The organism is Micromonospora sp. WMMD882 (assembly GCF_027497255.1).
Classification (GTDB): domain Bacteria; phylum Actinomycetota; class Actinomycetes; order Mycobacteriales; family Micromonosporaceae; genus Micromonospora.
The window spans coordinates 21,364-46,053 of the sequence record NZ_CP114903.1; the positions used below are offsets into that span (position 1 = coordinate 21,364).

Here is a 24,690-nt window from a genome sequence, read left to right on the forward strand (position 1 = left end):
TCAGATCCTGCCACGGGAGGGATGGATGGCGCTGCCCTGCACAGCTCCGGTCAGCTTCCTTTCCGCGTAGGGCTTGCTCTGTGGTGTCCATGCTTGCCGTTTGGGCTGCTCGCAGGGGCCCATAGATAAGATGTCTCTAGCTGGACCGCTGGCGAGGAATCTTCTTTCCGAGCAGCTCGTTGCCGAGCTGGCCGACGGCGTACCTTAAGTCGGCTCGCTTCTCAACAAGATCCCGCATTAAGGAGGCAATGCCCGCCCGCACCTCAACACTGCGGGGGATTGGAAGACGCACCTCTTCAAACCGGCGTCCCAGAGTATCGATCACATCCCGGGTGAACTGCTTATTCCGCATTTGCCGTCCGGCGACCTGCGTGTTTAGCAAAGCGAGCAGTAGGTAGGGGTCGAGTGCTTCTGGTCTAGTGACGCGGATTCGATATAGTCCGCCACTGAACAACAATGGAAGATCGTAGCCGGTAACCATGGCGCTCGACCCAACAAGATACGTGCCGTCGCGGACGAGGAGAATATCCTCCGATCGCGCCGATTGCTTTCTGGCAAATTTCTCATAAACCTCAAGTGAGACCCTCTGCTTCGGATCTTGCTTGAGCTCCCAGTTGCCTAGGTCCGAGGTGCGGACGAACGGGATCTTCCCCGTCCCGTACGCCAACTTGCCGACCTCGTCACCCGTCGAAAGCTCCACCACCCCTGACTCGACGAGGTCTCCCATTGATACGAGTTCACATTCGCCGGACAGGTTGCTTAATGCATCTTCGGCAGCAGGGTCATAGTAGCGTGGTAGCAGAATATTGTTCCGCACCTGCCCGTCGGTAATCGTAAAGCTCTCAGCCTTGTAGGAAGACCCAAGGAAGCCAACGATGCCATGGTTGTTGGCGGTTTCAGGCGCCTCCTCCACCTCTTTGCGTAGTCCATTAAGATCTCCTGACTCAAGCGCTGCGTCGAGACCGCGCCTAAAAACAGCGAGTCTCAGCCGAGCCTCAGCTCTATCGCGGAATAGGCTGCGGGCGCGGGTTGTCAGCTCAGCGCGCCGCTGCTGTGACTTCGGGATGGGAATTCGAACTTCAGGAAAACGTCCTACAATGCTGTCGATTACATCTGCCGTAAATTGCTTACTTCGAATCTGGCTTTGAACTACGCTCGAAATTAGCGCGCACATGAGCAGAGGGCCGTTGATTCGAGTATCGTTAATGACCCGCAGGCGCGCAAGGTGGTGCTGATAGAGAATATCGGTGTCGAATTGAGTGATGAGGCATCCAGTGCCAATGAGGTACGTTCCCTCATGCACCAGCAGGACGTCGTCCGACCTAACGTTCTGCTTCTGTCGGAACACCTGAGCCACATTGTCACTGATCCCGTGTTTCGGGGATCCTCGAAGCTCCCAGTTGGCAATGTCCGACGTTCGGATGTATGGCACGCTGCCGGTCCCGTAATGCATCTTAGGGATGTAGTTCCCTTGGCGCATTTCCAGCTCACCGGAGGCCATTAACTCCGAAACGGGCACGAGATAATGCGTTTCGGAGTACGACTCAATCGTGGCTTCGATCTCCGGGTCGTAGTATTTCGGAACAAAAATGTCGTTACGAATTTGTCCTTCGGACACGACGAAGCCCAGTCTGCTCTCCATCACTTCTCCTGCCAGATATCCTGGCCCATTGCCCGCTTGAAGGCCGGTGATACCTTGGGCAGGTCGTCTAGTAGCTCTTCTCGGCCGTCCGGGTGGCGACGGATTGTTTCGTTGCCCCTTGAGTCGTGGCCACACCACTCAACGACCGACATGAAGATTTTACGGTCACGGTTGTTATCAGGGGGAACGTTTTTGATGAAGACGACACAGACCTTGGCATGCGTATGCGGCTGGAACAGCTCCTCCGGCATACTAACGATTCCAACGATTTGGCATCGAGCTCTGAGCCACTGGACGACATGGGTATAGGTAGGCATCCCGAAGATGCTCTCCGGCAGAACAATTCCCATACGGCCGCCCGGCCGAAGCAATTGCAGGCAACGTTCAATAAAGAGCAGCTGTGGGGACTGAGTCTCGACAAGTTTGCTGGACCTTACATAGCGTGCCTTGTCGCTCTTATCGCGGTCGAACTTGTGACCGAGGTCGTACTGCGCGAGCACTTCGCGACCTTTGATTGGGATACGTGTGCCGAAAGGCGGGTTGCTAAAAATTACGTCGACGCTGCCGAACTTGATGTCTTTAGCGAGAACAGGATCCCAACTCGACGGAGGCAGCAGGCTGTTATCGCAATAGATGCCGCTTCGACCGTCACCCACGATTGCCATGTAAGCCTTGGTGACCTTGGCTAAGAAGCGATCCTTCTCGATCCCCTTGAAAAATTGGGTGGCGATGTATCGCCTTTCTGTGTCGATACGGCTAGCGTCCCATCCGCGCTTAGCGCCATCCTCCTCTACGCGCCGCCATACATGCTCCAGCGCGACGAGGAGGAACCCACCGCTACCACAGGCTGGATCCATGATTCGCTCATGGGGCTTTGGCTGCAAGACGTCGACCATCATTCGCACGACATTGCGGGGCGTGAAGAACTGACCCTCCGCACCCTTCAAGCTGGGGCCGATAAAGACCTCGAAGGCATCACCAATCGCGTCGCGAGTTGATTCCGTAATCGAGTAATTTTGCAGTTCGCCGACCACGTATGCGAGGTTAATCGGGTCGATTTCAATCGAATCCGTCTTGGAGAATACGTCGCCGTAACGTTTTTTGACTGCGCTGAATAAGTCCAGGACCCGTTGGTGGATCGTTTCTGGGTCTTCGCCTACACCGGCGCGGAACTCGACGTATTCGTCAGCTCCCTTGTCCATCTCATCGTAAACCTTGCAAAACAGAATATTGATAATCTGTTGTGCAAGGGCCTCATCCCGCGTAATACCAGTGAGGTTTCCAGCGAGGTGGTTTCGGATGTCCCGGAAGACCGCGCGTAGTGCTTGAGTTGCAGCTAGATCGGACCGCTTGTACCGGCCGATATCCTCAACGCGTTGCCCGTGGCGTGGAAGGGCCGGAAGTTCGTGGAAAAGTACCTTGCCGCCTTCGACGTACCTCTTGTGGATATACAGGTGTTCTTCGCCATTGAACCAGACGCCAACATTGGCGTGTGACATAGAAAGATATAGTTCAAGCTGGCGTCGGCCGTCGCGTCGATTCTTTTTCTTGCACTCGACTACGATCGCAAGGTCTTCTTCCAGGCGGTCTGGGCTCGCGAAAACTGCAATGTCGACCGGGTAGGACCGGCCACTGGCGGAAGGGCTGCGCCTGACTGTGTGCTGAGGCCGCGTTTGGATATGACTCTTCGGGTATCCGAGGTCCTCCACCAGGCGTCGCGCAAATACTTGCACGGCGTCTACTTCCTCCGGAGTCGCCCGCACAGGCGTCTCACTGATGTAGTCCTTGATGTATCCGTCGCGGAGGGGCGCTTCGCTCGCCAGCACGTCCGTCATGCGACTCCTTCAGCTCATATCCAGAGGCTGAACCCAGTCCGACCCTAGGGCGGGGCAGCGCGCGCCAGCCGTCGACGCACTGCGGGGCTTCGTGACGGCATAACATATCGCCCTTCAATCACCGGCGCACACCCGGCACACGCAAGTGGGGCAACCGTCATCCCGTAGCCATCGACCCGCCTGTCCGGGGAGCGGGCCGCCGCCCGGCTCGCCACGTCAAGACGGCCTTGACGGCTCACGCGGACGCTGGCGGGTCGGGCGCGATCTGCTCGGCTCGCCAGCGTCGTCCGGCGGCGGGCGAGATGGCTCCCCACGGCCACCCTCAGACCGTGAGCCGCCGACGGTGCCTCAGCCATCCTGGAGCCGGAGGCACTCCCCGGAGGCGCAGTAGCCGCAACCCCGCTCACCACCCGGCAGCCGCCGACGGACCCGGCTTGCGCTCCCCTACGCTGCGCGGACTGCTGGCCGCGCGGCGCGGCGGGCGCCGGCCCACCACCCCACCGGACAACGGCCTCTCGTCATACGGCGGCCTAATGGGCTACCCGCCCTCTGCGTCAGCCGCCGGGCGCATGCCTTGACAGCGGCACGTGCGGCCCGTTCGGGGCCGCCCTGAGGCCTATAAAACGCACAGAAAGTGCTTTTAGTCTCCGGCGGCAGCCGGCTGTCTCCGTCGGCTGATGCGTGGCAACGCGTTCGCCAGGTGATCTGCGTCAGTGGTTCATTTCGGTACTCTGAGCTGGCGTTCTGCGGCGTAAGGCCTGACCTGAGCGTGAGGCCTAAAGGGCAGCGAAGGGACGATCAGATGCAGGGTTGTTTGTCTGCAAGGTTTCGGTGAAGATGGCCCAAGCAACGGGGGAAAAGCTGAGCATCCCCGAGGCGGGGGCCTTGGAGTCGCGTACGTCGACGTGGGTGCCCCGGTCGCGGACCTCGACGCACTGGCCGTTGTTGCCGGAGCGGGTGGAGGTGCGCCAGATGTTACGCTCCATGCTTGATCAGCTCCTTGATGAACTTGAGGGACTCGGCCGGCGACCTGGCGAGCATCCTCAGATTGTCGTACGCGGCGGTCACTCGCGCCAGGTCACGGCTCGACTCCAGGAACAGCTCACCGGCCAAGGTCTCTACGTAGCCCAGGGGCGGCTCGTCCTGCTCGAACGTGAGCAGGGCGAACCCGCTGGTGATCGCCAGGTGGGCGCCGGCCTCGAACCTCAACACCTGGATGGTGATGTTCGGCAGTCGGCTCACCGTGACCAGGTGTTCGAGCTGTTCGCGTAGCACCTCCGGGCCGCCGACCTCGTTGCGTAGCGATGCCTCGGAGAGGATCGCGTGCAGCCGCAGCGGGTTCGGCTGCCGGTGCAGCGCCTCTTGCCGGGTCATCCGGGCGGAAACCCGCTGCTCGATGCTCTCCTGGTCGGTCTCCCGGCCGATAATGTTCACCTCACGGGCGTAGCGCTCGGTTTGAAGTAGGCCGGGCACCAGCATGGGCTCGAAGTTCTTGAGTTCGACGGCTTCGTTCTCGTAGGCGATGTAGGTGGCGTACTTGCCGCCGATGCGTTGCCACCAGCCGTCTTCGCGCAGGTCGCGGGCCTGCTCCAACAACGCGGTGGCCGGCTCCTCGTCGATCCGCAGGCCGTACGCGACCAGCAGCTCCATGACGTCGCCGACGCGGAGCCTGATCTCGCCGGACTCGATCCGGCTGATCCGGGACGTCGAGCAGCGGATGATCTTCGCGGTCTCATCGCCGGTCAGACCCTTGGCTTCGCGGAGTTTGCGCAGCTCTCGGCCGAGGCGGCGGGATCGGGGCGTGGCGGGAAGGAATCGAGACATGCAGGAATTCTGCATCAAGGAACAGCACCGTGTCTGCCCCGGATCAAGTTCTGCCCATGTCGATCATGCGCATCATCTTGCGCTGGTATCACTTGATGCGGGACTCTGGTCGCGGCAAGCTACCGGGCAGCGTCGGAGCGTGCGGTGTGGACCGTCCTCGACGTGTCGCAGGTGGAACGTCTCTTGACCACCCTCGGAGGGGCGAACGGTCGTGGGTCGGGGTGCGGCAACACTCCGGCCTGCGACCTCGCCGAGAAGGTGAGCGTGTTCGTGGTACTCGTACTCGGGGTCTCGTTGATCGTGCTCGGTGGGTCGGCGTTGAGCTTCGCGCTCGGGCTCGGCGTCCAGGTGCGGTCCGCGTGGTGTTCGCGGTGTGGACGGTCCACCGCCGGGCTGCACCGGGCAGGGCGGCGATGACCAGGTCAGTCGGCCCCGGGTTGGTCGGACGGTGGCGTCCACGGGTCGACGGGGACTTCGTACACCAGGCGGTAGCGGTCGCCGGGGAAGGCGATGTCGGCGGTTTCGATGGCGGTCCGCCCGGCGTGGTAGGTGCGTTCGACGGCGATCACCCACCGGCCGCCGCGTCGGTCCAGGCCGAGGGCGTCGACCTCCTCGGGCAGCGCCGGGCGGGTGGTGACCTCCTCGGTAAACCGGTCGATCGCCACGCCGATGAAGTCCATCCGGGCGACGACCCCGACGACCGGCCCCCGCTCGGGATACTCCACGCGCGTGCCGCCGGTGAGGGCCAACGGCTCGTACGAGTCGGCGAGCTGGATCGGGGCGTCGTCGGCCAGGTAGCGGTAGCGGGTGTGCATCACCGGGTCGCCGGGCGGGATGCCCAGCCGGGCCGCCACCTGCGGCGGGGCCGGGATCTTCCGGCTCTCCGCCTCCCAGCTCGGCCGCTTCCCGGCGGCTTCGCTGTCCCGCGCGAACGGCGACGTGCTGCCGACCCGGTCACGCATGCCCCGGGAGTGCGCCCGCCGGATCAGCCGGGGCGGTTCCTCGTCGGTCATCGAATGTCCCTCCAGGGTGGCGCGTCCGCTCGCGTCCCGTCCGAGGATGGCCCGCGCCGAGCCGGGCGCGTCCTCGTCAATCGTCGTTCCGCCGCCCGTACCCATGATGGGTGGCCTGGTCAGAAGGTGGGTGTGTTCGTGGTTTCCGAGGTGGTCGTGTCGATCGTGTTCGGAGGGCTGGTGCCGGGGTTTCTGCTCGGGCTGCTGGCGTTCCGGGTCAAATCCCGGTGGTGTCCGCGCTGCGGCCAGTCCACCGAAAGCCTGCGCCGGGGGGTCGGCCGGTGAGCGTCCCGCCGCCCCGCGACAACCACCGTGAGCTGCCCATCGGCCGGCGGATCGCCCAGCTCCGCGCCCGCCGGGGCATGAACCAGCAGGTCTTCGCCGACCGCATCGGCCGCTCGAAGAGCTGGGTCGACAAGGTCGAACGCGGTGTCCGCCGCCTCGACCGCCTGCCGATGATCGAGGCCGTGGCCGCCGCGCTCGGCGTGACCCCGGCCGTGCTGCTCGGCCGCAACACCCGCCGCGCCCCGGCCGCCGGAGGCACGGCCGCCGCCGTCGAAGCCGTCCGGGAAGCCCTCGCCGACCATGACGCCCCCGCCGGCCGGGACTGGCCGCCGAGCGTCACCGAGCTGGACCGGCAGCTCCGGTACGCCGAGACCACCTACCGGCACGCCCACCACCAGCAGACCCTTCGCGTCCTGCCCGGCTTGCTCACCGCCACCCGCCACGCCCACCACACCGCGCAGATTCTCACCGGCCCGCTCCTGGCGCGGGTGCACCGGCTCACCGCGCTGACCATGGTCAAGCTCGGTGACCCGCACCTGGCCTGGCTCGCCGCCGACCGGGCGATGACCGCCGCTGCCGGCGACCCCCGCCGGGCCGGGTACGCCGCCGTCGCGCTCGCCCAGGCGTTACGCGCCATCGACCGGCCCCGGCTCGCGCTGCTCGCCGCCACCACCGCCGTACGCCCGCTCGACCTGGCCCCGTACCGCGAGCTGCCGGCCGACGGCCTGGCCCTGGCCGGGACGCTGCTCACCGAAGCCGCCATCGCCGCCGCCACCTGCGGCGACACCACCACCTGCGCGGAGTACGCCGACCGCGCGCACCACCTCGCCGTCACCCACGATGCCCGGGGCCACCACGACGACGACGGTTTCGCGCCCGTCACGGTGGACCTGGCCCGCGCGCTGGCCGCCGCCCGCCTCGGCGACCACGCCACCGCCGTCGCCCTGCACCACCGCGCCACCCGGGACGCCGGCTGGCCCCGGCTGCCCGCCGAACATCGGGCCGCCCACCTGATCGACATGGCCCGCGTCCACCTCGACACCGGCGACCATCATGCCGCCGGCCGGGCGCTGCTCGCCGCCGACCAGACCGCCCCCGCCGAGGTACGCCTCCGGCCCGCCGCCCACACCCTGCTCACCACCCTCGTCCGCGCCGGCCGCACCCCCGCCGACCTGACCCGCCTCGCCGCCACCATCGGCCTGACCCGGCCACCCCGGCAATGACGGTCCTGGTCGGCGGCGACGAGACGTTGGACGTGGCCGTCACACTCGCCGACATGCGGGGGCGGGGAGCGCTGGTGACTGTCCCTGGCCTGCGCGATCCTGCGGCGTGTCGCGGGGTCGTCACGCAGCGCTCAGGTATTCCGACGGTATACTGCGTCGCGTGGATACGACGATCAAGGTGGACGCCGCGACCCGGGACCGGCTCAGCCTGGTGGCCCGGGAACGGGGGATCACCATGCGCGAGCTGGTGGCTCGGCTCGCCTCGGAGACGCTGACCCGTGACGAGCTGCGACACCGTGGTGACCAGGCCGAAGAGTACGTGCGAACCAGGATCGCCCCCGACCTCAGTCACCAGGATCTCGCCGACGCCGAAAGTGTCTGGCGGGCCGTCGAGGCAGGGGAGGCCCCCGAGGGCCTGCCGCATCCCGACCGCCGTCCGAGAGCGGCATGAGCCCTGGTCTGCCAGCCGGTGTCGTGTTCGACCACAGCGCACTGCTGACCCTCGGCGTCGGGCATCCGGTGCTCTCCGCCCTGGTGGTGCAGGCCCATCGGGAGTCCGGTCGGCACGTCTTCGTGCCCGCTGTCTGCCTGGCAGCGGCCTCCTCGATGCGACCCGCGCTCGGGGAACATGTCGGCAGGTTGCCCGCCCTTGAGGTCGTGGAGCTGGGCTACGCGGGTGCCCTGTCGGTCGGTCGCCTGGTCGAGCAGGGCGTGGACTGGCAACTTGCCCACGCGGTGACCGTCGCCCGTCCCGACCCGGAGTGGCCCGCCGGGCGACCGGTGGTGACCGAGTCACCCAAGGCGTACGCCGGGCTGGGAGTGGTTACCATCCACATTCCTCCTTACCTGCGCTGAGATACCGCCATGGTCAAGCTTGGTGAACCGCACCTGGCCTGGCTCGTTGCCGACCAGACCGCCCCCGCCGCCACCATCGGCCTGACCCGCCCGCCCCGGGACTGACAGGCGGCCACCGGTACCGCCGGCCGTCCCACGCCCACCAGCTCAGCAGGCTGGCGACCTCCCATGATTCGTTCGTGCGCCGTTTCCGGGGCAACGTCCGGGTCGGTGGACCGATACCGTGGCCCGGTGAACGGGGTTCGGTTGCCGGCGCGTGGACCGTTGGTCAGGGCGGGGCGGCTGGCGGGTGAAGCGGGCGTACGTCGCCGTTTCGGGTTGCTGCGGTTGACCTGCGTGGCGGTGGCGGCGTGTCTGGTGGCCGGCGGTTGCTCGGCCTACCGCGAAGGCGACGCGCTCGCGCGGGACATGGTCGTGACCGCAGCGGCGCAGCTCGGGAAGGACCTCGGTCACCGCAACCGGGTGCGCACGGCGGAGCATGTCGCCGCCACCGAGATCCTCACGGACCCGGACGGGCTCGACTCGACAGTCCGGCGGGAGCCGTTGGCGTGGTCGGGTCGGACGGCCGGTGACGAGCAGGCCACCATCGACGTCCGGTTCGTCGTCACGGTGGACGAGCAGCCGCCGGTTTCCATCGGCGGTCGCGGTCACTCGGCTGGCCAGGCCGCGCGCTGTTACCGCTACGTGCTCGAACTCTATCGCTACACCTCGCACCAGGAGATCGACTGCCCGTCGCTGGTGGTTGCCCGGACGCCCACCGCCTCGCCGATCCCACGTGTGCCGGACGACGGGCGCGAACGGCTCGCCGCCGTGTTGCGCGCCGCCACGCCCGGGACGCTCGCCTGGGCGGTGCGGGCCGCGTTTCCCGAGCGGCACGTCACCGTCGACACGGTCGTCCACGAGGGCGCCCTCGTCGCGGCGGTGGGCGTGCCCGCCGAGCGGGACTGCCTCCTCATGGTCCGCACGCCCGGCGGCGCCATCGAGTCGCCCGGGTACGACCCGATCTGGCTGGAGCCGGGCGAGACGGGCTGCAAGACCGGGCTGTACGTCTCACCGCCGCGTTGAGCGCACGCCGGTCGTGAGCGCCATGCCCTACCAGGTCACACCGCCCGTGGCGGCTGCCGTACCACTGTCCGAAGGGGGTCGGGATGGGCTTCGGGATTCCCCGCGATGCCGCACCTGCGGGTGACCCACCGGAACCCGCTGGCCGTACGGACCGGCGACGCCGACGCGTGCGGCGACTGGTCGTCCTCGTGGGCGTCGCGCTGCTGCTCGTCAGCGCGCCGTGGATCTGGACGACGACCGCCGCGTACGGCCACCGCCACGACGCGGGCGGCGCGCCGACCGCGGAGGTCGTCATCGTCCTGGGTACCGCCGTGGCGGCGGACGGTCGCGAGCCGGGCGACCGCCTCGCGGGTCGACTGCGGACCGCCGCCGCGCTGGTGCACAGCGGGCGGGCGCGGGTGATCCTCGTCTCGGGGGACGGCGGCGGCGCCTCCGGCGACGAGCCCGCCGCGATGACCTCGTATCTGACCGGGCGGCTCGGAATCGATCCGCGCCGCGTCGTCGCCGATCCGTTCGGCTTGGACACCTACGACAGTTGTGCCCGGGCCCACCAGGTGTACGGCGTCGAACGGGCGCTGATCGTGACCCAGTCCTACCACCTGTCCCGGGCGGTGGCCCTGTGCCGACATCTTGGCGTGGCGGTCGACGGCGTCGCGGCCGACTGCGCTGAATGCTCTGCCGCGCTACTCGCCCGGAAGGCGGTCCGCGACTACTTCGCCAGCGGAAAGGCTGCCTGGGACGCGGTGCGACGGCGGCCACCGGCGGTCAGCTCAGCCAGGAGCCCGGCGGTGGACGACGCGCTCCGCGGCTGACTCCCGGTCGGTTCCCGCAGCCTGCTGCGCGAACTCCGGCAGCGACACGCGGATCCGTGCCTATCCGGCGGTGGTGCCTTCTCGCTCAGGCTCGACGTCGTAGGTGGTCCGCCAGTGCCATCGCGGACTGTCCGGCTCGTCGCAGGGACATTCGCCGTTGAAGAACGCCTCGATCCGGATGCCGGGGAACATCCCGCGCAGGACGATCTTCGCAGCTCCCTTCGGCTTGATCGTGCCTCTGGTCGCGAATCGCGCGCTGGGGGAGGGATGGTCGTTGCGGATCTCGTAGTCGTACGGTTGGCTGCCCTCGTTCCTCAGGACGACGGACAACTCGGGCGCCCTGCCGAGGCGTAGCTCGACCTGACGCAGCGTGAGGTCCTTGAGAGCGCCCGCGTTGTGCTGCCGGCGGGCTTCCATCCTTCTCGTCGCGTGCGCTTCGGCGGCGGACGTCTCCGCCGCCGCCTTCGCCTCAGCGGCGATGCTCGCCTGCCTCTCGGCCGCGTCGGCGGAGCGGCGCGCCTCCTCCTTGGCCGCCGCGGCGATGTGGGCCTGTCTGTGGCCGTAGAAGATCGAGACGACCACAGCGGCGACGGACACGAGGAGAGCGAGCACGGCGACGATGACGGCGGCCCGGTCGGCGTTGATCCAGTTCACGCGACTCTCCGGCTTCGACGGGTGGGTCAGTATACGAAGGGTGTCCGCGCGTCGTCGGCGTCGGCGAGGATCGCCTGGAGGCGGTCGCGGCGTGGCGTGCCGCGGGCGGCAGGTCCCACACCGGGGCGTGCTCGGCGTCGGGCAGGCCGATCGACAGCACACCGAAGTCGATGACGGCGTGCAGCCTGCCCGTCGCGTACCGGAGGGTTCGTGGCGAGCCTGCCTTGTCGGCGGTGCGGGGGCGCCGTACCGGCAGGTCGGAGGGCGTCCGGCGGTCAGCCGCCACGGGCGGCGCCGATCACCAGGAAGGTGTTGTCGGGCCACGGGTAGGAGTCGGCGTCGCCGGGCGCGGCCGGCCTGAGGAAGACGATCCGGACCCGGCGGGGCCACCAGCGGGTCGGCTCCGACCAGGAGCAGCGGACCCGCCGGTCGCCGGTGTCGGCGCAGTCCCCGACCTGTCTCCAGCCGTCGAGCTGACCGGCCACCCCGGACCGGACCTGATCCCACGTGGCGGCGGCCGGCAGGGCGTACGTCCGCACCTCCGCGCCGCCGCGCCCGGTGCGCAGGTCGGTGGAGACCTCGGCGGCCCCGTTGTCGACGACGGTCTCGTACGAGCCCTCGGGCAGCGTCGTCGACGAACCCGGCGGCGGCGCGACGGGGACCGGCTCGCCGGCCGTGTGCCAGCGCGCCCCGGCCACCGCCGCCGCGCCCAGCACCATAACCGCGCCGACGCCGGCAAGAAGAACTCGCACAGGCGGGAGTCTATGAACGTACGGCCAGCCGGGCGTCACGGGCCCGGCGGCCGACGCGGTCAACGGGGCGGCAGCAGCCCGCGTCCGGCCATGAAGGCGCGCAGCGTCTCGGCGTCCTCGGCGGACATCAGGGCGCGGGGGATCACCGTCGCCGGCGTGCCGCGGACGTACACGATCCAGAATTCGTGGGTGTCGCGTACCTGGTCGACGCCGTCCCAGGCGATACCGCCGGACTCCACGCCGCTGCGCATCATGATGTTGTCGTCGGTGATCTCGTAGGAGCCGTCGACCGCGTAGCGGCCGGAGCGCCGCCGGGCCCGCCACCGCGCCCACGGCGCGTACAGCATGGCCAGCACGCCACCGACGAGCATCGGGATCCACAGCGGCGTGAGCCGCTCACCCCACCCGAGGCCCCACGCGGCCACGAGCCCGGCCGCGCCGGCCGCCGCCAGCAGCGCGCCGACCTGGCCGTACCGGCGCAGTCGGACCGCGCTGAGCGCGGCGGCCACCCGGCCCGGATAGTCAGGATCAGCCGGTACGTCGAATCGGATGTGCACGTCAGCACGATAGTGCCCACCCCCGCCCCGGGCAGGAGGGGACGAACGGACACGCCCTCTCCTGGGCGGCGCCGGCCACCGGCCGTCGCCACGGGGCCTCGCCTCCGGTCGACCACCGCCCGGATGCCAGACTGTCCGGATGAGACCGCTCAGCCTGATCGAGCTGGACCCCGGAAAGTTCTCCCTGCTGCTGCAGGCGGGCAGCACACCGGTCGAGGCCGTGATCGTGGAGCTCGGTCACGAGCCCCACGGGTACTTCTGGGAAGGGGTCGCCCAGGTGCTGGTCAGCACCGAGGCGCCCGGGCTCGCGGGCCGGTTCTCCTACGACCCGGAAGCCGGCATGTTCTGCGCGTACGGCACCGACCGGGAGGCCCTGGAAGAGCTCGGCGCCCTGATGACCGCGGTCGCCACGGACGCCGAACGGCTCCGGCGGCTCGTCGTCACCGCCGAGGCGGACGGCTTCGAGTTCGACGACTGACCGTCGCCCCCGTCCGCCCCGGTCGGTAGTCACGTAGCCCCCGCGCGGCCCCCCGCCCCCGTCGCTGTGCCCCGTCGACCGCTGTGCCTGGGCGGTAATTTTCTGTACCGGTCAAGGGAAAGCTCTTGACCGGTACAGAACGACGGTTTACTGTAGCGGTACAGAAAAAACGCCGGGAGTGTTGGGAGAAGAGTCATGGAAATGCCCGCCGCCTTCGTCACCGCCATCAACGACGTCGACTTCGAGTTCAACAGCGCCCGCCCCAACGCCCCGGTCGTCCCGCACGTGGAGAAGCCGCAGCGCGGCCGGGTCGTCCGCGAGGCGCTCGCCCGGGGCCTGTCCCGCGCGGCCGTGAAGGTCCGGCCGTCCCGGGCCGCCGTGTGACAGCCTGCCGGGCAGCAATCGACAAATATCGACAACAACCGGCGCCGCCGTCGCTCCCCCGACCGGCCCGCGCCGCACAAACCGACCCGTCCGCCGTCGGCGACCATTCCCCGGTCGCCGACGGCGGACGCAGTTCCAGCGACTGGTGGTGACGTGACGCCACGAGTCAGCATGCCGGCGATCGCTGATCGCGCAGTACCTCTCCCGCCGCAGGCTCCTGCTTGTCCGCCTCGACCAGGATCCGGTCGACGGCATCCCGGCGGTCGACGTGGACGACCGGTCCGGCGCCCGCCCGCCGCCACGACCGTCCGCGATGCCGGCCCGCCACCGGCCCGGCCCGTTACGGGTTCGGCGCGCCACGGGGTCGGCCAGCTACGGGCTGGTCGGGGCACGGCGGTGCGGGGGACGACGGCTCGTCCCCCGCACGAACTCCGTACCGCTCAGGTGGTGGTCAGGGCCGGGGTGGGCGTGGCGACCGGGCGGCGGGTCGCCGGCCGGGCCGCCGGGACCGGGCCGGTCCGCCGTACCCAGAACGGCCCGACCAGGAGCAGCAGCAGGCCGGTCAGCGGGAACAGCGCCGCGATCACCTGCTCCCAGCCGGCCAGGGCCATCGGGGCCGGCGGCGACTCCTCGATGCCCAGCAGCGAGAAGACCCGCACCGAGAAGAGCGTCACCAGGACCGCCGTCGCCACGGCCAGGCCGGCGGACCTGGTCCGGTACGCCCGGACGGCCAGCCAGACCAGCAGCGGGATCACGTACACCCAGTGGTGTTCCCAGCTCACCGGCGAGACCAGCAGGCCGGTGATCGCGGCGGCCGAGAAGCCGAGGAAGTCCGAGCCGTGCCGGTGCACGTACCGGGCCACGGCCAGGCCGACCACGGCCAGCACCGCGAGCACCCCGAGCCACCAGGACGCGAACTGGGTGCTGTCCACCGCCCGGGCCAGCGCCCCGGCCACCGACTGGTTCGGGGTGTCCCAGACCCCGCCCGCCCGCGACGAGTGCAGCACCAGCCCACCCCAGTACCGGGCGGCGTCGGCGGGCATCAGCACGAACCCGGCGAGCACCGTCCCGAGGAAGGCCGCGGTCGCGGTGCCGGCCGCCCGCCACTGCCGGGTCACCACCAGGTACCCGATGAAGATCAACGGAGTGACCTTGAGTCCGGCGGCGATCCCGATGCCGACCCCGCGCCAGCGACCGGTGTACCCCCGGAAGTCCAGCAGCACCAGCAGCAGCAGGAACATGTTGATCTGCCCGGCGATGAGCTGGATCCGGACCGGGAGCAGCCAGGTGGCGAGCAGCAGCACCACCAGGGTGAGCGCGGCCCGCACGCGCGGGGAGCGGACCCCGGCGATGCCGAGCGAGAGCCAGGCCACCCCGCCCAGGGCGATCAGCGACGCGGTGTTCCACACCAGGCTCGCCGCGCCGATCGGCAGCAGCGACAGCGGTACGAAGAACAGGATCGCGGTCAGCGGAGGGTAGAGGTACGGCATCGGCCCGTACATCGGGTTCTGGATCGCCACGTCGTAGAGCGAGGTGCCGGCCCGGACCGCCTCGCCGCTGGCCAGGTAGACCTTCAGGTCCACCGTCCAGCGCAGGGCCCAGTACGGATCTCGGGTGAAGATCGCCTCGGCGAGGACGGCCAGCGCCAGCGCGCCCACCACCACCGCCGCCACCGTGCCGAAGCCGAGGAGCCGGCTCGGGCGGGTCGCCCGGATGTCTGTCGTCTGCATGATCAACTCCTGTCGAACGCGAGTGGACGGTGGTGGGGGGCGCCGGCCAGGGCCGGCGGGAGCGGGTGCGGGCCGACCAGCAGGTCGTCGTGCCCGGCCAGGCGGAGTTCGGCCCCGGTGACGCCGAGACGGGTCAGCACCGCGAACGCGTCGACCTCGTCGCAGCCGTTGAGCAGGACGCTGAGCTGCCCGTCCACCGTGGCCACCTCGTCGGTCGGCCGCAGCGCCCCGGCCGGCACCGACCCGCCCCCGGGCACCCGGACCAGGGTGGCGATGTCGGGGCGGGCCGAGCGGCGGCGGGCCAGATCGGACCCGGCCACCCGGATCTGGTGCTCGACCACCCCGGCCAGCAGCGCGGCGCTGCGCTCCCAGCTGAACCGACCGGCCCAGGCCCGGCAGGCCGCGGCGAACCGGCCGGCGACCTCGTCGTCGCCCAGCTCGGTCAGGTGACCGGTCAGGGTGGCCGCGAGCTGGTCCGGGGAGTCCACGACGTACCCGGTGCGACCGGCGCGGACGAAGTCCAGCACCCCGGGCGCGGCCAGCACGACGCCCGGCACCCCGTACCCGGCGGCGGTCAGCAGCCGGGCGCCGCTGCCGCCGTCGGCGGTGCAGACGGTCACCCAGGCGCGCCGCCACCAGCCGTCCCGGTCGGCGTCGGTGACCCGGCCGTGCAGGGTCACCGTCCCGGCCAGCCGGTCGTGCGCGGCGAGCCGGCGCAGCCGACCCAGCTCGGGCCCGCCGCCGAGGATCTCCACCCGCAGGCCGGGCAGCGCGTCGACGACCGCCGGCAGCGCCCCGAGCAGCAGCTCGATCCGTTCCCCGGCGACCAGGTCGGCGTCGACCACGACGGTCGGCACCACGGCGCGTTCCCCGACCGCCCGTATGGGCGTCGGCGCGCCGGGCGGCACGACGAAGATCGGGCCCTGGAGGCGGTGCCGGCGGCGCAGGTCGTGCCGGGCCGAGGGGGAGAGGGCCACCCGGGCCCGGTCGACCCGGCCCCGCCGGTCGGCGAGGAACCGGCCCCACCGGCCGGCGGGCCGCCGGGGCGCCCGGTGCAGCACCTCGATCACCGGCGCCGACCGGCCGCCGCCCAGCGGCAGCGGGTCGGCCAACCGGCCGGTGGCGTCCAGGACCGCGTCGAACCCGACGCCCCGCCGGACCAGTCGGGCGACCGTGCCGGACAGGCCGCCCCGGTGGACGCGTACCCCGTCGACGGTCTCCTCGGCGGGCACGCCCGGCGCCCCCGGACACACCCAGGTGACCGCGACGCCGCCCGCCACCCAGCGGCGGGTGATCTCGTGCAGGTAGCGCTCCGCGTCGCCGGCGCGGGGACGCCGTACGTCGTACCCGCTCACCACCAGCACCCGGCGGCCGGCCGGGGCCGGGCGGGGCGCGCTCACCGCGCGCCCGCCCGGGCGAGGTCGAGCAGGTCGGCCTGGTAGAGGCGGAACAGGTCGGCGAAGGCCGCCCGCCCGTCCCGCACCGGACGGAACGTGGACCGCTCGTCGTCGGTCCACACCACCGGGACCTCGGCGATCCGCCCACCGGCCCGGTGGATGCGGCGCAGCAGCTCCACGTCGAACGCGAACCCGCTGACCTGGCAGTGGCGCAGCGCCCACTGCACCGCCAACCGGTCGAAGATCTTGAAACCGCACTGGGTGTCGTACACCCCCGGGACGAGCCGCCGGGCGATCGCCCGGAACACCGCGCCGCCGATCCGGCGGGTGACCGGCTGCGGGCGGGCCAACGCGGCCCCGGGGGCGTGCCGGGACGCGATCGCCGCCGTCGCGCCCGCCTCCAGCTCGGCGACCGCCCGGCTCAGGGTCGGCACCGGCGTGGACAGGTCGGCGTCGATGAACCCGACGAACCGGGCCGAGCTGCCGGTGATGCCCCGCCGGACCGCCGCGCCCTTGCCGGGCCGGGAACAACCGACCACCACCACCTCGGCGTCCCAGTCCCGGGCCGCCACGAAGGTGGCCGTGTCGTCGGTGCTGCCGTTGTCGACCACCACCACCCGGGACCGCCACGGCTGACCGGCCAGGTAGCCGGTCACCTCGGCGAGGGTGGCGGGCAGCCGGGCCGCCTCGTTGAACGCCGGCACGACCAGCTCCAGGTCGACCTGGTCCCGGGGGGCCGGAACGGCCCGGCCCCGGGTCAGCGGGCTCATCAGACACCCCCCTGGGTCGCGTCGGCCACCAGGGAACCCCGGGCCGTGGTGTGCTGGCTGGCGAACAGCTTCGGGTGGTTGGCGCGGATGCCACCCACCACCAGGTCGTACGGGACGTCGTCGAACTCGCCGTGCTCGTGCAGGAACTCCATGTGCCGGCGGCCCTCGTCGTCGTACGGGTGGTACATCGAGTCGGTCCGGCCGTCGAACTCCAGCGGCCTGATCCGGTACAGCCGGCAGAGCATCTTGTTGAACACCGGGGTCGCCCGGACCCACCGGCCGTCCAGGTGCACCACGGTCAGGCTGTGGAAGGTGAACAGGTTGCCGCCCATCAGCTCCTCCAGCCGGGGCGAGGCGAGGTGGTTGCGGACGTCGCCGTAGTAGATCCGGCTCGGTACGCCCACCGCCCGCGCCGCGGCGGCGTACACGATGGACTTGTGCACGCAGAAGCCCATCCCCCGGGTGATGGTGGAGCTGGCCTTCAGGCCGTGCCGGGACAGGTCCGCCCCGTACACCTCGTAGTGGATGCCGTCCCGGACGGCGTAGTAGAGGGCGACGGCCCGCTCGGTGGGCGTCATCCCCGCGCCGCCGTCGGGCAGCGTCCGGGCGACGAGGTCGCGCACCACGGGGGAGTCGTGGTCGAGGAACTCGGTCGGGTCGAGCAGGGTGGGGTCGATGACGGTCGTGGACATCGTGACGGTCCTCCTCCGAAAGGGGTGGTGGGGGTGCGGGAAGGTCAGAGGCCGAGCATCCGGGCGATCCGCTGCCGCTGGACGTCCGAGGTGCCGGAGTAGATGGTGCCGGCGACCGCGTTGCGCAGGTCCTTCTCCAGGCCGTACTCGCTGGTGTAGCCGTACCCGCCGAAGATCTGGACGGCGGCCAGCGCGGACGCGACGTTGTTCTCGCTGGTGACCAGCTTGCTGGCGGCGATGTCGAAGGTGACGTTCTCGCCGTTGACGTGCCGCTGCGCGGTGTCGTAGAGCCACTTGCGGGAGGTCTCCACCGAGATGTGCATGTCGGCGAGCCGGTTCGACACCGACTGGAAGGAGCCGATCTTCTGGCCGAACTGGGTACGGGAGCGGCCGTACTCGACGGAGCGTTCCAGCCGGTGCTGCATCTCCCCGACGTTGATCACGAAGGAGCAGAGGATCTCCCACTTCATGACGTGGTCCATCACCAGGAAACCGGCGCCGGGGGAGCCGACCACGTTCGCCGCCGGAACCCGGCAGTCGTCGAGGAACAGCTCCGAGAAGGGCGACGTGCTCAACCCCATCTTCGCCACCGGCGGCCCCACCACCAGGCCGGGCGTGTCCCGGTCCACCAGGAACGCGGTGAGCGCGGCCGGGCTGCCCCGCTTGCCGGTCAGCGCGTACACCACGATCACGTCGGCGATCGGGCCGTTGGTGACGAACGCCTTGCTGCCGTTGAGCACGTACTCGTCGCCGTCGCGGACCGCGGTGGTCCGCATCGACATCACGTCGGAGCCGCCGGACGGCTCGGTGATCGCGTGCGCCCCGATGACCGACCCGTCACAGACCCGGGTCAGGTAGCGCTCCTTCAGGTGGGCGGAGCCGAACCGTTGCAGCGGCACCCCGGTGCTCACCATGTGCGTGGAGACGGAGAAGCTGAAACCCCCGTCCCGGCAGGCGTACCCCAGCCCCTCCAGCACGTACATGGTGGTGAGCAGGTCCTGGCCGAGCCCGCCCCACCGCTCGTCGAACGGCAGGCCGAGCAGGCCGGTCTCCCGGATCAGTTTCCATCCCGCGCTGCCGAACTCGCGGTCGGCGTCGCGTTCCAGGTGCCCCTCGCCCGCCGCCGCGCCCAGCTCCTCGGCCAGGGCCCGCAGGTCGCGTTGCTCCTCGGTCCAGTTGATCATGACGTCAGCCCTCCTCAGGGGGTGGCGGCCAGCGCCGGACGGCGACGCTCGCGCAGGACGGTGCGGTCGACCTTGCCGGTGGACGTCCGGGGCAGCGCCTCGTCGAGCACCTCGAACGCGCCGGGAATCGCGGTACGGGGCAGCGCGGCGGCGCAGTGCAGCCGCAGGTGCAGCCCGTTCAGCTCGGAAGCCGGCGACCGGCGGACCACCGCGTGCAGCACGGCGCCGGCCTCCGGGTGCGGGACGGCCACCACCGCCGCCTCCCGGACCTCCGGGTGGGCGAGCAGCACCTGCTCCACCTCCTGGAGGTTCGTCCGGACGCCCCGCACCTTCACCTGGTGGTCGTTGCGGCCGACGAGGAAGAACAGCCCGTCGGCGTCCCGCCGCACCAGGTCGCCGGTGCGGAACCAGCCGTCCCGCCACCGCTCGCCGTCCAACCGGGCGTCCAGGTAGCCACGGGCCCGGAACGGGGTACGGACCACCAGCTCGCCGACGCCCGCGCCGACCAGCTCCACGCCGTCGGCGTCCACCACGGACACCTCGACCCCGTCGATCGGGTGACCGATCGGCATCACGCCCCGGGCCGCCACCTCGGCCGGGTCCACCCGGTACAGGAAACTGTCGTTGGTCTCCGTGCAGCCGTAGACGTTCCACAACCGGGCGTTGGGGAAGGCCGTCACGATCCGGTCCAGCAGCGCCGCCGGCACCACGTCCCCGGTGAGCAGCACCTCCCGCACCTCGGGGAACCGGTCACCGCCCTCGGTGACCAGCCGGAAGAACAACGGGACGGCCTGCACCACGGTCGGCGCCCGGTCCCGGCAGAACGCCGTCAACCAGGGCCCCTCCACGGCCCGCTCCGGGTCCACCAGCTCCACGCAGGCCCCGCCGGCGAGCGCGGCCCACACGTCCAGCAGACACAGGTCGAAGTTGAGCGGCGCGTAGTTGAGCACCCGCGCCCCGACCTCGATGCCGAACGTGTCGGCCGTCCAGCCGAGGAAGGCGTCCACGCCCCCGGCGGCCAGGTCGACGACCTTCGGCGTGCCGGTCGAGCCGGAGGTGGTGAGCAGCAGCCCGACCCCGGGCAGCGGGCGGCCCCGGGCCCCGCTGGGCCGGACCGTCACGCCGTCGGCGGTGGCCCGCAGGACGTGGGCCGCGCCGACCTCGGCACAGAGCCGGGCCAGCGCCTCCGCGCCCAGCGAGGCCGAGGGCAGCAGCACCCGGCGGTCCGCCGCGAACGCGGCGATCAGCAGGGCGATGGTTTCCGGGGACTTCTCCGCCGGCACGCAGAGCGGGTGCGCCGGGTCGAGCGCGAGGGCGGCCAGCGCCTCCCCGGCGTCCTGGACCCGGCGCGCCAGCTCGCGGTAGCTGAGCTGGCCGCCGGCCCAGGACAACGCCGGGGCGTCGGGCGCGCGGTGGACCTGTTCCGTGAAGGCGGTGCAGAACGATCTGGTGGGCACGGTGCGTCTCCTGTCGTTCGTCGTCGCGTCGGTAGGTCTTTCGTCACGCGGTCGGGGAGGGAGCGAGGGTCAGGCGGCGGCGTCGACCAGTCGGCCGCCGCCCGGCACGGTCCGGTCCAGGCCGGCGATGGTGAACAGCCGGCGCAGGCAGGACTGGTTGGAGGTGACCACCGGCACGCCGAGGGTCTCCTCCAGCCGGGCCACCGCGTCCCAGGAACGGAACCCGCTGCCGGGGATCAGCACCCCGTCGGCGTCGGCCGGGAAGCGGGCGGCCACCTGCCGGCAGACCTCGTCCGGGTCGACCGTCCAGCGCCCGCCCCGGTCGAAGATCCGGTGCGCGGCCACCCCGTCCCAGCCGTCGTCGAGCCGGTAGTGCAGCAACCCGGCCACCTCGAACCCGCCGGCCGCCAGGTACCGCCGGGTGGCGGCGAAGGTCGGCGTGGTGAACCAGGGCGGCACCAGCACCAGCGGGCGACGCGCCCCCACCTCGGTCAGCCCGGCCCGGATCGCCTCCCCGGCCGTGTAGACCGGGGTGCCACCGGCCAGATCGGTCCCGGCGGCGGCGAAGCCGGAGTCGAACTCCAGGCCGCCGAAGAAGCTCGCCGAGGCGAAGCACAGGCAGATCGCGGTCAGGTCCATCTGGCCGAGCTGCGCCAACCCGCGCCGGACGTCCGGCTGGGCGATCAGGTGCTGCCAGGTCTCCTCGGTGTACTCGGCTCCGCCGCTGGTCGGGCTCTCGAACCGGGCGGCGTGCACGGTGACCCCGGCCGGGGCCCGGCCCCACAGCTCCGCCTCCACCACCGGGTCGTTGTGCACCACCAGCACGCCGAGCTGGGCGACCCAGGCCGGGGCCCTCACGACCGGCTCCCCTCGGCCGGCGCGGCCATCGCGTGCGGCAGCCGGGAGGCCCGGCCACCGGACCCGTCGGCCGGGTCCGCCCCGGTGGGTGACGGTCCGGGCGCCCCGGCGGGCGTCGACGGTCCGGGCGCCGCCGCGTCCGTCAGCGGCGTGCCGTCGCCGGTCGTCCGGTCCGGGGCGTCGTCGCCGGTCGGGGTGGCGTCCGGCCTGGCCCGGCGGGGCAGGCCGAACCACGCCAGCGCCGCGCCGGCCGCCGCGGCCAGGGCGGTCGTGACGAACGCCGCGCCGAAGCTGCCCGGCCCCGGGTCCACGCCGAGCACCAGCACCAGCACCGCGATACCGAGCGCGCCGGCCATGTACTGGGCGGTGGTCATCAGGGCGCTGCCGACGCCCTGGTTGCGGTCGTCCACGTCGGCGGTGCCGGCGATGAACATCGACACGTACGTGACGCCGTGCGCGAACCCGGTGATCAGCAGTCCGGGCAGCAGGTGGATCAGGTAGCTCTCGCCGTGCACCTGCGCCGCCAGCAGCAGCAGTCCGGCCGCGTTGCCGATGAACGCCAGGGTCAGGGCCAGCCGGACGCCGAGGCGGGCGACGATCCGGGCCGCCACCGAGTTCGCCACCGCGATCGCCACCGCCATCGGCAGGAACGCCATGCCGGCCGCGATCGGGCCGTACCCGCGCAACTGCTGGAGCAGCAGGGTGAGCACGAAGAACTGGTTGCCGACGCTCGCCATGTACAGCGCGGTCGCCCCGCAACCGACCAGCAGCGACCGGGTCCGACGCAGCAGCGGATCGACAAGCGGTTGGGCGCTGTGCCGCTCCCGCAGGACGAACCCGACCAACCCGACGACGGCGGCGGCGAACGCGCCGAGCGTCCCCGGGTACGTCCAGCCGTGGCTGGAGGCCCAGGTGAGGGCGAGCGCGGTGGCGAGCACGGTGGCGGTGCACAGCACCGCGCTGGGCACGTTGAGCTGGCCGCGTCCGGTGGACGAGGCGCGCAGCCGGGGCAGCAGCCGGGGCGCGCCCATCGCGCAGATCAACGCGAGCGGCAGGTTGATCAGGAAGACCCAGCGCCACGAGACGGTGCTCAGCAGCCCGCCGATCACCACTCCGGCGGCCAGGCCGGACGCGCCGACCGTACCCCAGACCCCCAGCGCCCGGTTGCGGGCCGGCCCGGCGGCGAAGGAGGTGTTGATCAGGGCGATGACCGCCGGCTGGAGGGCGGCGGCGGCGACGCCCTGCACCGCGCGGGCCACCAGCAGCAGCGCCGGCGCGGTGGCGAGCCCGCCGGCCAGCGCGGCGATCCCGAAGGCCGCCATCGCCACCACGAACAGGTTCCGGGGGCCGAACCGGTCGGAGGCCCGGCCGCCGACGATCAGGAACCCGGCGAAGAACACCGCGTACCCGCTGACCACCCACTGGATGGTGCTCTCGGTCAGGCTGAACTCCGCCCCGATCCGGGGCAGCGCGATGTAGACGATGGAGTAGTCGAGGGCGATCAGGAACTGGGCGATCGCCAGGATGGCCAGCGTGGCGGCGGGAGACGCCGACGTACCGGGTACGGGCGCGGACCGGATGGTGCGGGACATGGTCGGATCACCTCTGGCTGAGGTCGAGTGGAACGGAACGGTGAGCAGTGTCGGTGAGCAGGGCCGCGCGGAGCGCGACCGGGCCGGCGAAGACCGCGCGGGCGCCGGCCAGCAGGAGCTCGATCCGGGTGGCCACCCCGGTGGTGACGCCGAACGCGGCCATCCCGGCGGAGTTGGCCATCCGGACGTCGTCCACCGCGTCGCCGACGACGACGCAGCGGGCCGGCGGCGCCCCGAGCGCGTCGGCGGCCAGCAACGCCAGGTCGGCGTGCGGCTTGCCGCGTTCGGCCATGCCGTGACAGGAGAGGGTGTCGAACGCGTCGAGCAGCCCGGTGGCGGCCAGCAGCTCGACGGCGCTGCGCCGTACCTTGCTGGTGACCACCCCCAGCGGATGCCCCCGGTCGCGCAGCTCGGCGAGGAGCTCCGGCACCCCGGGGAAGACCAGCCGGGCGGCGGACGGGATGACCGTCTCGGTGAACAGCTCCCGGACCCGGTCCGCGGCCCGTGCCACGTCGGGGTGGTCGGCGGGGAGCGCGAGCAGGGTGGCGCAGGAGGCGGTCAGCGGACGACCGACCGTCCGGCGGATCTGCTCGTCGGTGGCGCTGCGACCGTGTTCGGTGACCACCGTCCGCAACACGGTGGTCATCCCGGCCGGGGTGTCGACCAGGGTGCCGTCCACGTCGAAGAGGATCGCGGTGGTCACGACCGCTCCTTCAACGCCACCGCGACCTCGGCGGCGACGGCGCTGGTGGACAGCAGCACCGAGCGGTTCGCCGCGGCGGTGCGGCCCCTGGTCGCCGCCGACACCCGGCTGAGGATGTACGGGGTCATCGCCGGTCCCTGCACGCCGGCCGCCTCCGCCTCGGCCTGGACCTCGCGGACCAGCGCGTAGACCTCGTCGGCGGGGAGCGCGTCCAGCTCGCTGATCGGGTGGGTGACCAGGAACCCGCCGCTGTTGCCGACCGCCCAGTGCAGCCGGATCGCCTCGGTCAGCTCGGTCAGGTCGTCGATCCGGCGCGGGTTGCGGACCCCGCTGGAGACGCTGTAGTACGCCGGGAAGTCGTCGCACCGGTAGCCGACCACCGGCACCCCGAGGGTCTCCAGGTACTCCATGGTCAGCGCCGGGTTCAGCAGCGACTTCGCCCCGGCGCAGACCACCGCGATCCGGTGCCTGGTGAACTCCACCAGATCCGCCGAGATGTCGAAGCTGCGTTCGGCGCCGAAGTGCACGCCGCCGATGCCGGCCACCGCGAACACGTCGATGCCGACCTGCGCGGCGGCGACCAGGGCGGCCGAGACGGTGGTGCCGCCGTGCCCGCCGCCGGCCAGCGTCGGGCCGATGTCCCGGGTGCCGACCTTCGGCACGTCCGGCGTGGTGGCGAAGAGCGCGACCTGCTCCTCGGACATGCCGACGACGAACCGGCCGTCCACGATGCCGGTCCGGGCCGGCACCGCGCCCCCCGCCCGGATGGTCTTGTCGATGTCCAACGCGGTGTCCAGGTTGAGCGGGTAGCTCAGGCCGTGGACCACTCCCGAGGATTCCAGGGCCACCACGGGCTGCCCGGCGGCCAGCGCCTCGGCGACCTCCTCGGAGAGCGAGAAGTACTCGTTCATCGGTGCTCCTTCGTCAC

The 24,690-nt window shown here is 70.8% G+C and carries 26 protein-coding genes and 1 pseudogene; 8 read left to right on the plus strand and 19 right to left on the minus strand.

Annotation, left to right across the window (positions count from 1 at the left end; translation table 11 throughout):
- Positions 1-136 precede the first annotated feature (136 nt).
- The 5 genes from O7606_RS00095 to O7606_RS00115 all read right to left on the minus strand — a co-directional run bounded on the left by O7606_RS00095 (position 137) and on the right by O7606_RS00115 (position 6,314).
- Complete coding sequence (locus O7606_RS00095; RefSeq protein WP_281596917.1) at positions 137-1,642, minus strand: hypothetical protein; 1,506 nt, start codon at positions 1,640-1,642, stop codon at positions 137-139.
- Positions 1,642-3,477, minus strand: coding sequence for an N-6 DNA methylase (locus O7606_RS00100; RefSeq protein WP_281596918.1), 1,836 nt, complete (start codon positions 3,475-3,477; stop codon positions 1,642-1,644). The genes O7606_RS00095 and O7606_RS00100 overlap by 1 nt, the downstream gene beginning before the upstream one ends.
- 776 nt (positions 3,478-4,253) lie before the next feature.
- Positions 4,254-4,463 carry a DUF397 domain-containing protein gene (locus O7606_RS00105; RefSeq protein WP_281596919.1) on the minus strand — a complete coding sequence of 70 codons (210 nt, stop codon included), beginning with the start codon at positions 4,461-4,463 and terminating at the stop codon, positions 4,254-4,256.
- The gene (locus O7606_RS00110) at positions 4,453-5,301 is read right to left on the minus strand and encodes a helix-turn-helix transcriptional regulator (RefSeq protein WP_281596920.1); all 849 of its coding nucleotides are present in this window, start codon (positions 5,299-5,301) and stop codon (positions 4,453-4,455) included. Before O7606_RS00110 ends, O7606_RS00105 begins: the two co-directional genes overlap by 11 nt.
- A gap of 422 nt (positions 5,302-5,723) precedes the next feature.
- The gene (locus O7606_RS00115; RefSeq protein WP_281596921.1) at positions 5,724-6,314 is read right to left on the minus strand and encodes a UTRA domain-containing protein; all 591 of its coding nucleotides are present in this window, start codon (positions 6,312-6,314) and stop codon (positions 5,724-5,726) included.
- Between the two features lie 138 nt (positions 6,315-6,452).
- Between O7606_RS00115 and O7606_RS00120 the strand changes: the two genes are divergently transcribed.
- From O7606_RS00120 to O7606_RS00145, 6 genes are all read left to right on the plus strand, one after another.
- Positions 6,453-6,599, plus strand: coding sequence for a hypothetical protein (locus O7606_RS00120; protein WP_281596922.1), 147 nt, complete (start codon positions 6,453-6,455; stop codon positions 6,597-6,599).
- Complete coding sequence (locus O7606_RS00125; RefSeq protein WP_281596923.1) at positions 6,596-7,822, plus strand: helix-turn-helix domain-containing protein; 1,227 nt, start codon at positions 6,596-6,598, stop codon at positions 7,820-7,822. The genes O7606_RS00120 and O7606_RS00125 overlap by 4 nt, the downstream gene beginning before the upstream one ends.
- 160 nt (positions 7,823-7,982) lie before the next feature.
- The gene (locus O7606_RS00130) at positions 7,983-8,273 is read left to right on the plus strand and encodes a hypothetical protein (RefSeq protein ID WP_281596924.1); all 291 of its coding nucleotides are present in this window, start codon (positions 7,983-7,985) and stop codon (positions 8,271-8,273) included.
- The gene (locus tag O7606_RS00135) at positions 8,270-8,677 is read left to right on the plus strand and encodes a hypothetical protein (protein WP_281596925.1); all 408 of its coding nucleotides are present in this window, start codon (positions 8,270-8,272) and stop codon (positions 8,675-8,677) included. The genes O7606_RS00130 and O7606_RS00135 overlap by 4 nt, the downstream gene beginning before the upstream one ends.
- 231 nt (positions 8,678-8,908) lie before the next feature.
- Positions 8,909-9,742: a hypothetical protein gene (locus O7606_RS00140; protein WP_348651127.1), complete on the plus strand. Its 834-nt coding sequence runs from the start codon at positions 8,909-8,911 to the stop codon at positions 9,740-9,742.
- Between the two features lie 167 nt (positions 9,743-9,909).
- On the plus strand, positions 9,910-10,554 hold the full coding sequence (locus O7606_RS00145) for an ElyC/SanA/YdcF family protein (protein ID WP_281596926.1): 645 nt from the start codon (positions 9,910-9,912) through the stop codon (positions 10,552-10,554).
- Positions 10,555-10,614: 60 nt separating this feature from the next.
- On the opposite strand, the gene O7606_RS00150 is transcribed toward O7606_RS00145, so the two are convergent.
- From O7606_RS00150 to O7606_RS00160, 4 genes and pseudogenes are all read right to left on the minus strand, one after another.
- Positions 10,615-11,208: a hypothetical protein gene (locus tag O7606_RS00150; protein ID WP_281596927.1), complete on the minus strand. Its 594-nt coding sequence runs from the start codon at positions 11,206-11,208 to the stop codon at positions 10,615-10,617.
- An 88-nt stretch (positions 11,209-11,296) separates the two neighbouring features.
- Positions 11,297-11,404, minus strand: a pseudogene (locus O7606_RS27575) (phosphotransferase); the annotation flags it as partial.
- Between the two features lie 79 nt (positions 11,405-11,483).
- Entirely contained in the window at positions 11,484-11,960 is a 477-nt protein-coding gene (locus O7606_RS00155; RefSeq protein WP_281596929.1) for a hypothetical protein, read from the minus strand.
- Between the two features lie 59 nt (positions 11,961-12,019).
- Complete coding sequence (locus O7606_RS00160; RefSeq protein WP_281596930.1) at positions 12,020-12,517, minus strand: YcxB family protein; 498 nt, start codon at positions 12,515-12,517, stop codon at positions 12,020-12,022.
- 139 nt (positions 12,518-12,656) lie between these two features.
- Between O7606_RS00160 and O7606_RS00165 the strand changes: the two genes are divergently transcribed.
- Together O7606_RS00165 and O7606_RS00170 are read left to right on the plus strand one after the other, a co-directional pair.
- Positions 12,657-12,995 (plus strand): immunity 51 family protein, encoded by a 339-nt coding sequence (locus O7606_RS00165; RefSeq protein WP_281596931.1) that lies wholly within the window; start codon positions 12,657-12,659, stop codon positions 12,993-12,995.
- A gap of 195 nt (positions 12,996-13,190) precedes the next feature.
- Complete coding sequence (locus tag O7606_RS00170; RefSeq protein ID WP_281596932.1) at positions 13,191-13,379, plus strand: hypothetical protein; 189 nt, start codon at positions 13,191-13,193, stop codon at positions 13,377-13,379.
- Positions 13,380-13,819: 440 nt separating this feature from the next.
- Here O7606_RS00170 and O7606_RS00175 read toward each other — a convergent pair whose 3' ends face one another.
- The 10 genes from O7606_RS00175 to O7606_RS00220 form a co-directional block, all read right to left on the minus strand.
- The gene (locus O7606_RS00175; protein WP_281596933.1) at positions 13,820-15,109 is read right to left on the minus strand and encodes a glycosyltransferase 87 family protein; all 1,290 of its coding nucleotides are present in this window, start codon (positions 15,107-15,109) and stop codon (positions 13,820-13,822) included.
- 2 nt (positions 15,110-15,111) lie between these two features.
- Positions 15,112-16,509, minus strand: a complete 1,398-nt coding sequence (locus O7606_RS00180) for a glycosyltransferase family 4 protein (RefSeq protein WP_281596934.1) — start codon at positions 16,507-16,509, stop codon at positions 15,112-15,114.
- Entirely contained in the window at positions 16,506-17,276 is a 771-nt protein-coding gene (locus O7606_RS00185) for a glycosyltransferase (protein WP_281596935.1), read from the minus strand. The genes O7606_RS00180 and O7606_RS00185 overlap by 4 nt, the downstream gene beginning before the upstream one ends.
- Entirely contained in the window at positions 17,276-17,968 is a 693-nt protein-coding gene (locus O7606_RS00190; protein ID WP_281596936.1) for a transglutaminase-like domain-containing protein, read from the minus strand. Before O7606_RS00190 ends, O7606_RS00185 begins: the two co-directional genes overlap by 1 nt.
- 44 nt (positions 17,969-18,012) lie before the next feature.
- A complete protein-coding gene (locus O7606_RS00195; protein ID WP_281596937.1) occupies positions 18,013-19,152 on the minus strand; it encodes an acyl-CoA dehydrogenase family protein in 1,140 nt (379 codons plus the stop codon).
- A gap of 14 nt (positions 19,153-19,166) precedes the next feature.
- A complete protein-coding gene (locus O7606_RS00200) occupies positions 19,167-20,609 on the minus strand; it encodes an AMP-binding protein (protein ID WP_281596938.1) in 1,443 nt (480 codons plus the stop codon).
- Between the two features lie 69 nt (positions 20,610-20,678).
- Positions 20,679-21,467, minus strand: coding sequence for a hypothetical protein (locus tag O7606_RS00205; RefSeq protein ID WP_281596939.1), 789 nt, complete (start codon positions 21,465-21,467; stop codon positions 20,679-20,681).
- The gene (locus O7606_RS00210; RefSeq protein WP_281596940.1) at positions 21,464-23,059 is read right to left on the minus strand and encodes an MDR family MFS transporter; all 1,596 of its coding nucleotides are present in this window, start codon (positions 23,057-23,059) and stop codon (positions 21,464-21,466) included. The genes O7606_RS00205 and O7606_RS00210 overlap by 4 nt, the downstream gene beginning before the upstream one ends.
- A gap of 7 nt (positions 23,060-23,066) precedes the next feature.
- Positions 23,067-23,762, minus strand: coding sequence for an HAD family hydrolase (locus O7606_RS00215; protein WP_281596941.1), 696 nt, complete (start codon positions 23,760-23,762; stop codon positions 23,067-23,069).
- Positions 23,759-24,673, minus strand: a complete 915-nt coding sequence (locus tag O7606_RS00220; protein WP_281596942.1) for a pseudouridine-5'-phosphate glycosidase — start codon at positions 24,671-24,673, stop codon at positions 23,759-23,761. Before O7606_RS00220 ends, O7606_RS00215 begins: the two co-directional genes overlap by 4 nt.
- Between the last annotated feature and the right edge of the window lie 17 nt (positions 24,674-24,690).